Origin of the sequence: Mesorhizobium prunaredense, from assembly GCF_900156895.1 — a bacterium.
GTDB lineage: Bacteria > Pseudomonadota > Alphaproteobacteria > Rhizobiales > Rhizobiaceae > Mesorhizobium > Mesorhizobium prunaredense.
This window is the reverse complement of the sequence record NZ_FTPD01000014.1, coordinates 1-13,600: the sequence shown is the minus strand read 5'-3', so window position 1 is coordinate 13,600 and position 13,600 is coordinate 1. Positions and strand designations below refer to the sequence as shown.

26 protein-coding genes are annotated in these 13,600 nt (G+C 62.1%); all 26 read right to left on the bottom strand.

The window, feature by feature from the left end:
• Positions 1-77 precede the first annotated feature (77 nt).
• Entirely contained in the window at positions 78-467 is a 390-nt protein-coding gene (rpsK, locus tag BQ8794_RS12425) for a 30S ribosomal protein S11 (RefSeq protein ID WP_023799279.1), read from the bottom strand.
• A gap of 157 nt (positions 468-624) precedes the next feature.
• Entirely contained in the window at positions 625-993 is a 369-nt protein-coding gene (rpsM, locus tag BQ8794_RS12420) for a 30S ribosomal protein S13 (RefSeq protein ID WP_023799280.1), read from the bottom strand.
• Between the two features lie 191 nt (positions 994-1,184).
• Entirely contained in the window at positions 1,185-1,805 is a 621-nt protein-coding gene (locus tag BQ8794_RS12415) for an adenylate kinase (RefSeq protein ID WP_077377573.1), read from the bottom strand.
• On the bottom strand, positions 1,802-3,142 hold the full coding sequence (secY, locus tag BQ8794_RS12410; RefSeq protein ID WP_077377569.1) for a preprotein translocase subunit SecY: 1,341 nt from the start codon (positions 3,140-3,142) through the stop codon (positions 1,802-1,804). Before secY ends, BQ8794_RS12415 begins: the two co-directional genes overlap by 4 nt.
• Positions 3,143-3,333: 191 nt before the next feature.
• Positions 3,334-3,807, bottom strand: coding sequence for a 50S ribosomal protein L15 (gene rplO, locus BQ8794_RS12405; RefSeq protein ID WP_077377566.1), 474 nt, complete (start codon positions 3,805-3,807; stop codon positions 3,334-3,336).
• Positions 3,808-3,829: 22 nt separating this feature from the next.
• On the bottom strand, positions 3,830-4,027 hold the full coding sequence (gene rpmD, locus BQ8794_RS12400; protein ID WP_006205449.1) for a 50S ribosomal protein L30: 198 nt from the start codon (positions 4,025-4,027) through the stop codon (positions 3,830-3,832).
• 25 nt (positions 4,028-4,052) lie between these two features.
• Positions 4,053-4,616, bottom strand: a complete 564-nt coding sequence (rpsE, locus tag BQ8794_RS12395) for a 30S ribosomal protein S5 (protein ID WP_006333394.1) — start codon at positions 4,614-4,616, stop codon at positions 4,053-4,055.
• 156 nt (positions 4,617-4,772) lie between these two features.
• Positions 4,773-5,132 carry a 50S ribosomal protein L18 gene (gene rplR / locus BQ8794_RS12390; protein ID WP_029352225.1) on the bottom strand — a complete coding sequence of 120 codons (360 nt, stop codon included), beginning with the start codon at positions 5,130-5,132 and terminating at the stop codon, positions 4,773-4,775.
• Between the two features lie 192 nt (positions 5,133-5,324).
• A complete protein-coding gene (gene rplF, locus BQ8794_RS12385; protein WP_023799285.1) occupies positions 5,325-5,858 on the bottom strand; it encodes a 50S ribosomal protein L6 in 534 nt (177 codons plus the stop codon).
• A gap of 112 nt (positions 5,859-5,970) precedes the next feature.
• Positions 5,971-6,369, bottom strand: a complete 399-nt coding sequence (gene rpsH / locus BQ8794_RS12380) for a 30S ribosomal protein S8 (protein ID WP_006205453.1) — start codon at positions 6,367-6,369, stop codon at positions 5,971-5,973.
• A gap of 12 nt (positions 6,370-6,381) precedes the next feature.
• Entirely contained in the window at positions 6,382-6,687 is a 306-nt protein-coding gene (gene rpsN, locus BQ8794_RS12375) for a 30S ribosomal protein S14 (protein ID WP_023799286.1), read from the bottom strand.
• Positions 6,688-6,714: 27 nt separating this feature from the next.
• Positions 6,715-7,293, bottom strand: a complete 579-nt coding sequence (gene rplE, locus BQ8794_RS12370; RefSeq protein WP_023799287.1) for a 50S ribosomal protein L5 — start codon at positions 7,291-7,293, stop codon at positions 6,715-6,717.
• On the bottom strand, positions 7,286-7,600 hold the full coding sequence (rplX, locus tag BQ8794_RS12365; protein WP_013531428.1) for a 50S ribosomal protein L24: 315 nt from the start codon (positions 7,598-7,600) through the stop codon (positions 7,286-7,288). Before rplX ends, rplE begins: the two co-directional genes overlap by 8 nt.
• A gap of 12 nt (positions 7,601-7,612) precedes the next feature.
• Positions 7,613-7,981 (bottom strand): 50S ribosomal protein L14, encoded by a 369-nt coding sequence (rplN, locus tag BQ8794_RS12360; RefSeq protein WP_006205457.1) that lies wholly within the window; start codon positions 7,979-7,981, stop codon positions 7,613-7,615.
• A gap of 71 nt (positions 7,982-8,052) precedes the next feature.
• A complete protein-coding gene (gene rpsQ / locus BQ8794_RS12355) occupies positions 8,053-8,292 on the bottom strand; it encodes a 30S ribosomal protein S17 (protein ID WP_077377563.1) in 240 nt (79 codons plus the stop codon).
• Between the two features lie 11 nt (positions 8,293-8,303).
• On the bottom strand, positions 8,304-8,504 hold the full coding sequence (rpmC, locus tag BQ8794_RS12350) for a 50S ribosomal protein L29 (protein WP_023799289.1): 201 nt from the start codon (positions 8,502-8,504) through the stop codon (positions 8,304-8,306).
• Between the two features lie 13 nt (positions 8,505-8,517).
• On the bottom strand, positions 8,518-8,931 hold the full coding sequence (gene rplP / locus BQ8794_RS12345; RefSeq protein WP_023799290.1) for a 50S ribosomal protein L16: 414 nt from the start codon (positions 8,929-8,931) through the stop codon (positions 8,518-8,520).
• Between the two features lie 27 nt (positions 8,932-8,958).
• Positions 8,959-9,684 (bottom strand): 30S ribosomal protein S3, encoded by a 726-nt coding sequence (gene rpsC / locus BQ8794_RS12340; protein WP_077377560.1) that lies wholly within the window; start codon positions 9,682-9,684, stop codon positions 8,959-8,961.
• Positions 9,684-10,073, bottom strand: coding sequence for a 50S ribosomal protein L22 (gene rplV / locus BQ8794_RS12335; protein WP_023799292.1), 390 nt, complete (start codon positions 10,071-10,073; stop codon positions 9,684-9,686). Before rplV ends, rpsC begins: the two co-directional genes overlap by 1 nt.
• A gap of 2 nt (positions 10,074-10,075) precedes the next feature.
• Positions 10,076-10,354 carry a 30S ribosomal protein S19 gene (gene rpsS / locus BQ8794_RS12330; RefSeq protein WP_006205463.1) on the bottom strand — a complete coding sequence of 93 codons (279 nt, stop codon included), beginning with the start codon at positions 10,352-10,354 and terminating at the stop codon, positions 10,076-10,078.
• 16 nt (positions 10,355-10,370) lie between these two features.
• Complete coding sequence (gene rplB, locus BQ8794_RS12325) at positions 10,371-11,204, bottom strand: 50S ribosomal protein L2 (RefSeq protein ID WP_027154041.1); 834 nt, start codon at positions 11,202-11,204, stop codon at positions 10,371-10,373.
• Positions 11,205-11,227: 23 nt separating this feature from the next.
• Entirely contained in the window at positions 11,228-11,521 is a 294-nt protein-coding gene (locus BQ8794_RS12320) for a 50S ribosomal protein L23 (protein ID WP_010909275.1), read from the bottom strand.
• Positions 11,518-12,138 carry a 50S ribosomal protein L4 gene (rplD, locus tag BQ8794_RS12315; protein WP_027154042.1) on the bottom strand — a complete coding sequence of 207 codons (621 nt, stop codon included), beginning with the start codon at positions 12,136-12,138 and terminating at the stop codon, positions 11,518-11,520. Before rplD ends, BQ8794_RS12320 begins: the two co-directional genes overlap by 4 nt.
• A complete protein-coding gene (gene rplC / locus BQ8794_RS12310; protein ID WP_077377556.1) occupies positions 12,138-12,884 on the bottom strand; it encodes a 50S ribosomal protein L3 in 747 nt (248 codons plus the stop codon). Before rplC ends, rplD begins: the two co-directional genes overlap by 1 nt.
• Before the next feature lie 140 nt (positions 12,885-13,024).
• The gene (rpsJ, locus tag BQ8794_RS12305) at positions 13,025-13,333 is read right to left on the bottom strand and encodes a 30S ribosomal protein S10 (RefSeq protein ID WP_006205468.1); all 309 of its coding nucleotides are present in this window, start codon (positions 13,331-13,333) and stop codon (positions 13,025-13,027) included.
• Between the two features lie 63 nt (positions 13,334-13,396).
• Positions 13,397-13,600: EF-Tu C-terminal domain-related protein (locus tag BQ8794_RS12300; RefSeq protein ID WP_483189060.1), on the bottom strand; the 204-nt coding region annotated here is incomplete at its 5' end.

Genomic DNA, 13,600 nt, shown 5'->3' with positions numbered 1-13,600 from the left:
CCACCATCCAATCGTGGCGGGCGACCTGGAATGCCGTGGAGGAACGCTCCTGGCGTTCGCGCGGCGTTCGGTATTCTTTAGACGCGGCGCTTCTTGCGCGGGCGGCAGCCATTGTGCGGGATCGGCGTCACATCACGGATCGAGGTGATGGTGAAGCCGGCTGCCTGCAATGCGCGCAGCGCCGATTCACGACCGGAGCCGGGTCCGCAGACCTCGACCTCAAGCATGCGCATGCCGTGTTCCTGGGCCTTCTTGGCAACGTCCTCGGCAGCCATCTGGGCAGCGAACGGGGTCGACTTGCGAGATCCCTTGAAGCCCTGGGCTCCCGCCGACGACCAGGCAATCGAATTGCCCTGCGCGTCGGTGATGGTGATCATCGTGTTGTTGAAGGTCGAGTTGACGTGGGCAACGCCCGACGAGATATTCTTGCGTTCGCGACGGCGAACACGTGTGGCTTCCTTGGCCATAATGGTCCTTTCAGTTGATCTCTACACCGCCGTAATGCCAGCGGCTCCACCTTCGTAGGGAGTAGGGGAATAGGACAGTAAGGGAGTAGGGAAACGCGCAATCCAATTGGCGGCTGTTCCCTACTGCCTTACTCCCCTACTCCCTTATTCCCCTAAATTACTTCTTCTTGCCGGCGATCGACTTGGCCGGGCCCTTGCGGGTGCGCGCATTGGTATGCGTGCGCTGGCCGCGAACCGGCAGCGAGCGGCGATGACGCAGGCCGCGATAGCAGCCGAGGTCCATGAGCCGCTTGATGTTCATCGACACTTCGCGGCGCAGATCGCCCTCGACCTGGTAGTCGCGGTCGATCGTCTCGCGGATCTGCAGCACTTCCGCGTCGGTCAGCTGGTTGACGCGGCGCTCGGCCGGGATGCCGACCTTGTCGACGATCTCCTGGGCGAAGCTCTTGCCAATGCCGTGAATGTACTGAAGCGCAATGACGACGCGCTTGTTGGTCGGAATGTTGACGCCGGCTATACGAGCCATGTTCTTCTCTTCTCCATGTGGGCCGGACAAGCCGGCGCTATCAAAGTTGCCCCGCGTCCGGTGGAGGCCGGCCCATGCGGGAGTTTCCAGTTCAAAGCGGCTGCCTTGCCCTTGCGGGCAAGCAAGCCTCATGCCTGATAGGAAGACGGGCCGCCATACCCCAGCGAACCGCTCCAGTCAAGCGCAATCGTTTATTTTGCGTACGCAGACCCTTGGGCCGCCGCTGGGGTCGCAGCCGTGAGCACCGCTTCGATCTGTCGCGTCACCGCATCGATGTTGGCCATGCCGTCGACACCTCTGAGCTTGCCCTTGGCATAGTAGTAGCCGATCAGCGGCGACGTTTTCTTGTAGTACTCCTTCAGGCGCTCTTCGAACACCGCCGGATTGTCGTCCTTGCGCACCGGCAGACCCGCCGCCTTGGCCTCTTCGGCGCGCTTGCCGATTCGACCAACCAGCGCCTTGTCGTCGACGACAAGTTCGATGACGGCGTCGAGAGTGAGGCCGCGATCCGAGAGCATCGCTTCAACCGCGTCCGCCTGCACCAGGGTTCGCGGATATCCGTCAAGGATGAATCCCCCGGCGCAATCGGCCTGATCGATGCGCTCGGCGACAATGGCGTTGACGATGGCGTCGGAAACCAGTTCGCCAGCGTCCATCACCGCCTTGGCCCGTTTGCCGACTTCGGTGCCGGCCTGGACAGCAGCGCGCAGCATATCGCCCGTGGAGAGTTGGGGTATGCCGTATTTTTCTACCAGTCTTTGTGCTTGTGTCCCCTTGCCCGCCCCTGGCGGCCCAAGCAATATCAACCTCATCTGGCCTTCTTCCCCCCGCGCAGCTTCGACTTCTTGATCAGGCCCTCATACTGGTGCGCGATCAGGTGACCCTGAATCTGCGCCACCGTGTCGAGCGTTACACTGACGACGATCAGAAGCGATGTGCCACCGAGGTAGAATGGTACGCCAGTCGCTGAAATCAGGAACTCGGGCAGCAGACACACCAGCACCAGATAGATGGCGCCGACGACAGTGATGCGGGTAAGGACATAGTCGATGTAATCGGCGGTGCGCTCGCCCGGACGGTAGCCCGGAATGAAACCCGAATGCTTCTTGAGCTGGTCGGCGGTGTCCTTCGGGTTGAAGACGATCGCCGTATAGAAGAAGGCGAAAAACACGATCATCGCCGCATAGAACGCCATGTAGAGCGGCTGACCATGACCGAGCGCCGCCAGGACGGTGCTGGCCCAGGCTGGCATGTTGGTCGTCTGCGAGAAGCCGGCGACCGTCGCCGGCAGCAACAGCAGCGAAGAGGCGAAGATCGGCGGAATGACGCCGGCCGTATTGAGCTTGAGCGGCAGGTGCGAGGTGTCGCCCTGGAACATGCGGTTGCCGACCTGACGCTTGGGATACTGGATCAGCAAGCGCCGCTGGGCGCGCTCGAAGAAGACGATCAGCGCGATGACGACGACGGCCAGAACGATGATCGCCAGGATCAGGCCGGTCGACAGCGCGCCGGTGCGGCCAAGTTCCAGCGTACCGGAGATGGCTTGCGGCAGGCCGGCGACGATGCCGGCAAAGATAATCAGCGAAATGCCGTTGCCGATGCCGCGGGCGGTGATCTGCTCGCCGAGCCACATCAGGAACATGGTGCCGCCGACCAGCGTGATGACGGTCGAGACGCGGAAGAACATGCCGGGATCGCTGACGATGCCGCTGCCGCCTTCCAGTCCGACCGCAATGCCGTAGGCCTGGACCAGCGCCAAAAGCACGGTGCCGTAGCGGGTATACTGGTTGATGACCTTGCGGCCCTGCTCGCCTTCCTTCTTCAGCGCCTCCAGTGACGGGATGACGGAGGTCATCAGCTGCATGATGATGGAAGCGGAGATATAGGGCATGATGCCGAGGGCAAAGATCGCCATGCGCTCGACGGCGCCACCGGCGAACATGTTGAACATGCCAAGCACGCCCTTGCTCTGCGACGAGAAGGCCTGCGCGAAAGCGTCGGGATTGATGCCGGGCAGCGGGATATAGGTGCCGAGGCGGTAGACCAGCAGCGCGCCAACGGTGAACCAGATGCGCTTCTTCAGGTCCTCCGCCTTGGCGAAGGCCGAGAAATTCAGATTCGAGGCTAGTTGTTCAGCAGCCGAAGCCATGCCTGATTCTCCGCTTGGTCACGCTCGATGGCCCGCAACTCAGGCGGCGCGTGTCACCGAAGCTCACGAGATAAGCTCCGGACTGCAAACATGCAAGCGGCCGCGTTGACGCGGCCGCCATATTGAGCGGATCAAAGCGCAATCAAAAGCGAAACGTGTCCCACCTCTGGCGATCGCGCTTCAAATCGCCGTTACTCGGCGGCTGTCTTTTCCGGCAGCTTCACCGAACCGCCGGCCTTTTCGATCTTCTCGATGGCAGCCTTGGAGGCGCCGGCCACGTCGAAGGCAAGCTTCGACTTGATCTCACCGTCGGAGAGGATGCGCACACCGTCCTTGACGCGGCGGATGACGCCGGCCGCGACCAGCGCTTCGGCGGTCACGGTCGTCTTGGCATCGAGCTTCTTGGCATCGAGCGCGGCCTGGATGCGGGCCAGCGACACAACGGTAAAGCTCTTGGCGAAGATGTTGTTGAAGCCACGCTTCGGCAAGCGCCGGTAGAGCGGCATCTGGCCGCCCTCGAAGCCGTTGACGGCGACGCCGGAGCGCGCCTTCTGGCCCTTGACGCCGCGACCGGCGGTCTTGCCCGAGCCGGAACCGATGCCGCGGCCGAGACGCTTCCTGGAATGCGTCGCGCCGTCCTTGTCACGCAGATCGTTGAGTTTCATCTGAGTTCTCCTGCGCTCTGGTTCAGCCCTCGTCCACGACGCGGACGAGATGCTGGACGGCAGCGATCATGCCGCGCACGGAGGGGGTGTCCTCCAGCGTGCGCTGCTTGTGCATCTTGTTGAGGCCGAGGCCGACCAGCGTCGCGCGCTGCTCCTTCGGCCGGCGGATCGGCGAACCGATCTGCTCGACGGTGATGGTCTTGGTTGCTTTCTTGGCCATGGTCAATATCCCTGGTCAGCGTCGACTATTCTTCGGCCGCAACGGCGGTGCCGCGGCGGGCCTGAAGGGTCGAATACTTGATGCCGCGCGCGGCAGCCACATCCTTGGGATGCATCTGGCTCTTCAGCGCGTCGAAGGTGGCGCGAACCATGTTGTAGGGGTTCGACGAACCCATCGACTTGGCGACCACGTCATGCATGCCGAGCGTCTCGAAGACGGCGCGCATCGGGCCGCCGGCGATGATGCCGGTACCCTGCTTGGCAGCGCGCAGCAGAACGCGTCCGGCACCCCAGCGTCCCTCAACGTCGTGATGCAGCGTACGGCCCGAGCGCAGCGGCACGAAGATCATGTCGCGCTTGGCCGATTCGGTCGCCTTGCGGATCGCCTCTGGCACTTCGCGCGCCTTGCCGTGACCGAAGCCGACGCGGCCCTTCTGGTCGCCGACGACGACGAGTGCTGCAAAGCCGAAGCGCCGGCCGCCCTTGACGACCTTGGCGACGCGGTTGATGTGGACGAGCTTGTCCACCATGCCGTCGTCGCGCTCTTCGCGATCACGGCCGCGGCCGCCATCCCTACGTTCCTGTGCCATATCCTGTTCCTTGTTTTTTTCCGGAAGCACGGTTGATGATGATATCCGGTTCCCTCTGTGGGTTGCCGGGGGCGAAACTCATTTTTCCCTTCGCATGATCTTAACCGAAAAGTCTGCAACCCTTTGCTGCGCAGACCTCCGGTTCGGGATCATGCTTTAGAAGCTCAAGCCACCTTCACGGGCAGCCTCGGCCAGCGCCTTGACGCGGCCGTGATAGATGTACGGTCCGCGGTCGAAGACGACTTCCTTGACGCCGGCCTTCGAAGCGCGCTCGGCAATCAGCTTGCCGATTGCCACAGCGGCGGCAGTGTCGGCACCGGTCTTGAGCGAACCCTTGAGGTCCTTCTCCAGCGTCGAGGCGGCAGCGATGGTGTGGCCCTTTGCGTCGTCGATCACCTGGACGTAGATGTTCTTCGACGTGCGGTGGACCGACAGACGCGGACGCTCGCCGGCGACCTTCTTGATCTGGCGGCGAACGCGCTGAGCGCGGCGTTGGGTGGATTCTTTCGAGCCCATGATATCAGTTCCTTGCCTTCAAAAAACGGGGGCAACCCTGTGCGGTAGGACAAGCTTCCCGCGACCGCTCCCCGCGGCGTTGATTTGCAGTGAAGGGTGAATGGAAAAATGGTGAATGGTAGAAAGCAAGTGCCACCCGGCCCCTGCTCTATCCTACCGCCATTTACCATTCTCCATTCACCATCCACGAAATTACTTCTTCTTGCCTTCCTTGCGGACGATCTTCTCGCCAGCGTAACGAACGCCCTTGCCCTTGTACGGCTCAGGACCGCGATACTCGCGGATCTCGGCAGCAACCTGACCGACCTTCTGCTTGTCGATGCCGGTCACTGTGATTTCCGTCGGCTTCGGCACGGTGATCGTGATGTCCTGCGGCGTTTCGTAGACGACGTCATGGCTGAAACCGAGCGCCAGCTGCAGGTTCTTGCCCTGCATGGCGGCGCGATAGCCGACGCCGGTGATCTCGAGCTTCTTTTCGAAACCGTCCTTGACGCCCTGCAGGATGTTGACGATCTGGGTGCGCGACATGCCCCATTTGGAACGGGCGGTCTTGGTCTGGTCGCGTGGCTGGACAGCGATCTCGCTGCCTTCCATCTTGACCAGCACTTCGTCGTTGACCACGAACTTCAGCTCACCCTTGGGGCCCTTCGCCGTGACGGTCTGGCCGTCGACGGTCGCGGTCACGCCCTGCGGCAGCGAAACGGGTTTCTTTCCAATACGAGACATTTTGTTGTCCTCGTCACTTCTCTTGTTTCAGGTCTCTGTTTCGAGCGTGATCTTGTCCGAAAGCCGGGTTCCACGTTTCACTGCGTGGTTCGGTTCGGGATCGCGCTCCAGATCAGAAGATCTGGCAGAGGATTTCCCCGCCGACATTCTGTTCACGCGCTTCGTGGTCGGCCATCACGCCCTTCGGTGTCGAAAGGATGGCGATGCCGAGGCCGTTGGCGACGTGCGGGATCGACTTCGCCGAAACGTAAACGCGGCGGCCCGGCTTCGAAACGCGGGCGATTTCGCGCACCACCGGCGCACCGTCGAAATACTTCAGCTCGATCTCGATTTCGGACTTGCCGTTGTCGAAGTCGGTCTGGCTGTAGTCGCGGATATAGCCTTCCGCCTTCAGCACGTCGAGGACGCGGGTGCGCAGGCGCGAGGCCGGCGTCGAAACGCTCGACTTCTTGCGGCCATAGGCGTTGCGGATGCGGGTCAGCATATCGCCGAGAGGATCGCTCAATGACATGTTATGTCCTCCTTACCAGCTCGACTTGACCAGGCCCGGGATCTGGCCGTTGTTGCCGAGATCACGAAGCGCGATGCGCGATACTTTGAGCTTGCGATAGTAGGCACGCGGACGTCCGGTGACTTCGCAGCGGTTGCGGATGCGGATCTTGGCCGAGTTGCGCGGCAGTGCCGCAAGCTTCAGCTGAGCGCGGAAGCGCTCTTCCATCGGCTTGGACTGATCCATGATGATCGCCTTGAGGACCTTACGCTTGGCAGCGTACTGGTCCACAAGCTTGCGGCGCCTGTTGTTCTTCTCGACTGAGCTGGTCTTTGCCATTTCAGATTTTTCCTTTTCTCGCTGCCGTTACTGGCGGAAGGGGAAGTTGAAGGCCTTGAGCAATGCCCTGGCTTCGTCGTCCGTCTTCGCAGTCGTACAAACGATGACGTCCATGCCCCAGATCTGATCAACCTTGTCGTAGTTGATCTCCGGGAACACGATGTGTTCCTTGATGCCCATGGCATAGTTGCCACGGCCATCGAAGCTCTTCGGATTGAGCCCGCGGAAGTCGCGGACGCGCGGCAGCGCGATGTTCACGAGGCGGTCGAGGAACTCGTACATGCGTTCCTTGCGCAGCGTGACCTTGGCGCCGATCGGCATCTTTTCGCGGACCTTGAAGCCGGCGATCGAATTGCGCGCATGGGTGACGACGGCCTTCTGGCCGGCGATCAGCGCAAGATCTTCCGCCGCGATCGAAGGCTTCTTGGAATCGCCGGTCGCCTCGCCGACGCCCATGTTCAGCACGATCTTGTCGATGCGCGGAACCTGCATCTCGTTCTCGTAGCCGAACTGCTCCTGCAGCGCCTTGCGGATGGTCTCGTTGTAGACCTGCTTGAGGCGCGGCGTGTTCTGGGCAGTCGCCTGCTTGGTTTGAGCCTTAGCCATTGATGACTTCTCCCGAGCGCTTGGCGACGCGCACCTTCTTGCCGTCCTTCTGGAAGATGAAGCCGACGCGGGTCGGCTTGCCATCCTTGGGGTCGGCCAGCGCGATGTTCGACAGCTGGATCGGCGCTTCCTTGGTGATGATCCCGCCCTCTTGGGACTGGGACTGCTTCTGGTGACGACGGATCATGTTGACGCCGCGCACCAGCGCGGTGTCTTCCTTCGGCTGTACCGAGAGGACTTCGCCCGAACGGCCCTTGTCCTTGCCGGCCAGCACGACGACCTTGTCGCCTTTTCTAATCTTCTGCATTGGTCCGGCTCCTTACAGCACTTCAGGCGCGAGCGAGATGATCTTCATGTGGTTCTTGGCGCGGAGTTCGCGCGGAACCGGTCCGAAGATACGCGTGCCGATCGGCTCTTTCTTGTTGTCGACGAGAACGGCCGCGTTCTTGTCGAAACGGATCACGCTGCCGTCCGGGCGGCGGATGTCCTTGGCCGTGCGAACCACGACCGCCTTCATCACATCGCCCTTCTTGACGCGGCCGCGCGGGATGGCTTCCTTGATCGACACCACGATGATGTCGCCCACGGAAGCGTATTTCCGCTTCGAGCCGCCCAGCACCTTGATGCACATGACACGACGGGCGCCGGAATTATCCGCGACGTCGAGGTTTGTTTGCATCTGAATCATGACTGGCCGCCTTCTTCTCTTCTAACGGGATGGGCTCAAAGCCCCTCCCCGGTCTGTCCAAAATTCGTTGTTTACGCCTGGTCCGAAGACACGACGGTCCAGCGCTTGTCCTTGGAAATCGGCTTCGATTCCTGGATGAACACCTGATCGCCGATCTTGTGGGCGTTGTTCTCGTCGTGCGCCTTGTACTTCTTGGTCATGCGCACGGTCTTCTTCATCACGGGATGCGTGAAGCGCCGTTCGACCTTGACGACAACCGTCTTCTCGTTTTTGTCGCTGACGACGGTGCCCTGCAGAATGCGCTTTGGCATGGTTTTCGTCCTTAAGCCTTCTTAGCCGCGGACTTTTCCGCAGCGATGGTCTTGATACGCGCAATGTCCTTGCGGACCTGCCTCACGCGCGCGGTCTTCTCGAGCTGGCCGGTGGCCTTCTGGAAGCGCAGGTTGAACTGCTCCTTCTTCAGGCTGGCCAATTCGTCGGTCAGCTGGTCCTGGGTCTTGGTCCGGATGTCTTCGGCTTTCATGATCAGCCCGTCCTTATTCTGCGATGCGCTGTACGAAGCGCGTCCTGACCGAGAGCTTGGCCGCGCCGAGACGCAGCGCCTCACGGGCGGTTTCCTCATTGACGCCGTCGATCTCGAACATGATGCGGCCGGGCTTGACGCGCGCCGCCCAGTAGTCGACTGCGCCCTTGCCCTTGCCCATGCGGACTTCGGTCGGCTTCGACGTCACCGGCACGTCCGGGAAGATACGGATCCAGACGCGGCCGGCGCGCTTCATCTCGCGGGTGATCGCGCGGCGGGCCGCCTCGATCTCACGCGCGGTGACGCGGTTCGGCTCAAGCGCCTTCAGCCCGAAACCGCCGAAATCCAGATTGGTGCCACCCTTGGCGGCACCATGGATACGACCCTTGAACTGCTTGCGGAACTTTGTGCGCTTTGGCTGCAGCATCGTTCTAACTCCAAATTCTCAACTGTCTCAGGCGTTTTCGCGACGGCGACCGCGTTCGCGCTCACCACCACCGCCATGCGCATGATCGCCCTCGGTGGCGCGGCGCTCCGAAGCCATCGGGTCGTGCTCGAGGATTTCGCCCTTGAACACCCAGACCTTGACACCGCAGATGCCGTAGGCGGTGTGTGCTTCGGCCGTGCCGTAGTCGACGTCGGCGCGCAGCGTATGCAGCGGCACGCGACCTTCGCGGTACCATTCCATGCGCGCGATCTCGGCGCCGCCGAGACGGCCGGCGCAGTTGATGCGGATACCTTCGGCACCGAGACGCATCGCCGACTGCACGGCGCGCTTCATGGCGCGGCGGAACGCGATACGGCGCTCGAGCTGCTGGGCGATCGACTGGGCGACCAGCGTCGCGTCGATCTCGGGCTTACGCACTTCGACGATGTTCAAATGCGTCTCGGACTTCGTCATCTCCATCAGCTTCTTGCGAAGCTTCTCGATGTCGGCGCCCTTCTTGCCGATGATCAGGCCCGGACGCGCCGCATGGATGGTGACGCGGCACTTCTTGTGCGGACGCTCGATCACGACCTTCGAAATCGCGGCCTGCTTGAGTTCCTTCTCAAGATACTTGCGGATCTTGATGTCCTCATGCAACAGCTTGCCGTACTCGCCGGTGTTGGCGAACCAGCGCGAATCCCAGGTCCGGTTGATGCCGAGACGCAGACCGATCGGATTGATTTTCTGGCCCATTATGCGGCCTCCACTTTTTCTTCGACTTCACGAACGACGATCGTGAGGTGCGAGAACGGCTTCTCGATACGGCTGGCGCGGCCACGGCCACGGGCATGGAACCGCTTCATGACGATCGACTTGCCGACATAGGCTTCCGCCACAATCAGCGCATCGACGTCGAGGTCGTGGTTGTTTTCCGCGTTGGCGATCGCCGATTCCAGCGTCTTCTTGACCGTGCCGGAAATCCGCTTGGCCGAGAATTCGAGATCGGAAAGCGCTGTCGCGACCTTCTTGCCGCGGATCAGCGCGGCAACCAGGTTCAGCTTCTGCGGGCTGATACGGATCGTGCGCAACACGGCGCGCGCTTCGTTGTCAGCAAGCCTGCGCGGAGCTTTGGCCTTGCCCATGATTATTTCCTCTTCGCCTTCTTATCCGCGCCATGACCGTAATAGGTCCGGGTCGGAGCGAATTCACCGAACTTGTGGCCGACCATGTCCTCGTTCACCGAAACGGGAACGTGCTTCTGGCCGTTGTAAACACCGAAGGTGAAGCCGACGAACTGCGGCAGGATGGTGGAGCGACGGCTCCACATCTTGATCACCTCATTGCGACCACCTTCACGAACCTTGTCCACCTTCTTGAGAAGGTAGCCGTCAATGAAGGGGCCTTTCCAAATCGAACGAGTCACTTGGCGTTACCTCTTCTTAGCTCTTGCGCTGATGGCGCGAGCGCAGGATGAACTTGTCGGTCGCCTTATTGGACCGCGTCTTCTTGCCCTTGGTCGGCTTGCCCCAAGGCGAAACCGGATGGCGGCCACCCGAGGTGCGGCCTTCGCCGCCGCCGTGCGGATGGTCGACCGGGTTCATGGTCACGCCGCGGTTGTGCGGACGTTTTCCCCGCCACACCGTGCGGCCTGCCTTGCCGTCATTGATGTTGCCGTGGTCCGGGTTGGACACGGCGCCGACGGTGGCCATGCACGAGCCGTGGACGACACGCTGCTCGCCTGAGTTGAGGCGCAGGATCGCCATGCCCTGGTCGCGGCCGACGAGCTGGGCATAACCGCCAGCCGAACGGGCAACCTGGGCGCCCTTGCCCGGCTTCAGCTCGATGTTGTGGACGATCGTGCCGACCGGCATCGAGGCCAGCGGCATCGCATTGCCCGGCTTCACGTCGACCGCTTCGCCGGCCACGATCTTGTCGCCGGCAGCAAGGCGCTGCGGAGCGATGATGTAGGATAGCTCACCATCGTCATACTTGATCAGCGCGATGAAGGCGCTGCGGTTCGGATCGTATTCGATACGCTCGACTGTGCCGACAATGTCGAACTTGCGGCGCTTGAAGTCGATGATGCGATACGTACGCTTGTGACCGCCGCCGATGAAGCGGGCCGTGATGCGGCCGTAATTGTTGCGGCCGCCCGATTTGGTCAGGCCCTGGGTCAGGCCCTTGACGGGCTTGCCCTTGTAGAGGCCCGAGCGGTCGACGATGACCAGCTGGCGGGTGCTCGGCGTTATCGGGTTGAACTTTTTCAGTGCCATGTGTGTTGTCCTCGCGGTCTTGCTCAGAGACCCGTCGCGACGTCGATCGACTGGCCGTCGGCCAGCGTCACGATCGCCTTCTTGACGTCGCTCTGGCGGCCGATCGTGCCGCGGAAGCGCTTGATCTTGCCCTTGCGGACAAGCGTGTTGACGGCCATCACCTTGACGCCGAACAACGCTTCGACGGCAGCCTTGATTTCCGGCTTCGACGCCTTCTTGGCGACGTTGAAGACGACCTGGTTCTGCTCGGAAGCCATGGTCGACTTTTCGGTGATCGCCGGCGAGACGATCACGTCGTAGTGACGAAGGTCGGTCATTTGAAGCGCTCCTCGAGAGCCTCGACGGCGGCCTTCGAAAGGACCAGCGTGCCGCGGCGCAGAATGTCGTAGACGTTGATGCCCTGGATGGGCAGCACGTCGATGTTCGGGATGTTCGTGGCCGCCAGCTTGAAGTTCTTGTCGAGCTCGGCGCCGCCGATCAGCAGGGCGTTGGACAGGCCCAGTGTCGCGAAATTCGCGATCAGCGCCTTGGTCTTGGCCTCGGTCAGCATCAGCTCATCGATGATGATGAGCGAGGCGCTCTTGGCCTTGGCCGAGAGAGCATGCTTGAGGCCCAGCGCACGCACCTTCTTCGGCAAATCGTGCTCGTGGCTGCGGACGACCGGGCCGTGCGCCTTGCCGCCGCCGCGGAACTGCGGAGCGCGTGCCGAATGGTGACGGGCGCGGCCCGTACCCTTCTGCTTGTACATCTTGGCGCCGGTGCGGGCGATCTCGGCGCGACCCTTGGTCTTGTGCGTGCCCTGCTGCTTCTTGGCAAGCTGCCAGCGCACGACGCGCTGCAGGATGTCCTCGCGCGGATCAAGGCCGAAAATCTCCTCGGAGAGTTTCACCTTGCCGGCGTCCTTGCCGCCAAGCGTTGTGATCTTGAGGTCCATTATTCCGCTCCCTCTGTGGCCGGGGCATCTGCTGTGGCCGGGGCATCGTTCTTGGCGCCATCACTGGTTGCAATGGCGCGGATTGCGGCGGGCTTCGGCGCATTGGCCGGCAGCGCAACCTTGGCCGCGTCGCGGACCAGGATCCAGGCGCCCTTCGAACCGGGAACCGCGCCGCGGATCAGGATCAGGCCGCGGTCGGCGTCGGTCGAGACGACCTCGACATTCTGCGTGGTGACGCGGGTGTCACCCATGTGGCCGGCCATATGCTTGCCCTTGAACACCTTGCCCGGGTCCTGGCGCTGGCCGGTCGAGCCGTGCGTACGGTGCGAGACCGAGTTGCCGTGGGTCGCGCGGCCACCGCCCATGTGGTGCCGCTTGATGACGCCCTGGAAACCCTTGCCGATCGTGGTTCCCGTCACATCGACCTTCTGGCCGACGACGAAATGATCGACGGTGATCTCGGCGCCGACATCGATCATGTTGTCGGCGGAGACGCGGAACTCGGCAACCTTGGCCTTCGGCTCGACGGAAGCGGTCGCGAAATGGCCGCGCATCGCCTTCGACGTGTTCTTCACCTTGGCAAGGCCAACGCCGAGCTGGACGGCGGTATAGCCGTTCTTCTCCTGCGTGCGCTGCGCCACGACCTGGCAGTTCTCCATCTGGAGAACGGTGACGGGAACATGTTCCCCGGCATCGTTGTAGATGCGGGTCATTCCCACCTTCTTTGCAATCACACCTGAACGCATCGGTTCATTCCTTTAGAGTTCCCTGTCGGGGCTGTCGCCCCTCCACGCCTCTTGTTCCTTCAGAGTTCCCTGTCGGGGCTGTCGCCCCTCCACGCCTCTTGTTCCTTCAGAGTTCCGGGTCGCCCCGCCGCTCTGGTTCCTTAGAGCTTGATCTCGACGTCGACACCGGCGGCAAGATCGAGCTTCATCAAAGCGTCGACCGTCTGCGGGGTCGGATCGACGATGTCGAGCAGACGCTTGTGCGTGCGCATCTCGAACTGCTCGCGGCTCTTCTTGTCGACGTGCGGCGACCGGTTGACCGTGAACTTTTCGATCCGCGTCGGCAGCGGAATGGGGCCGCGGACGTTGGCGCCGGTGCGCTTGGCCGTCGACACGATTTCCCGCGTCGAGGCGTCAAGCACCCGGTGATCAAACGCCTTCAGGCGGATGCGGATATTCTGTCCGTTCATGCGTCACTTCCTTGTTCTGGCGCGGCGCGGGCAGCGCCCGCGACAGATCGGTTTAAGTCCAAATTACTCTTTGATGGTGACGACGATGCCGGCACCGACGGTGCGGCCGCCTTCACGGATGGCGAAGCGCAGCTTCTCTTCCATGGCGATCGGCACGATCAGTTCGACATCGACGGTGATGTTGTCGCCCGGCATCACCATCTCGGTGCCTTCCGGCAGCGACACGATGCCGGTCACGTCGGTCGTGCGGAAATAGAACTGCGGCCG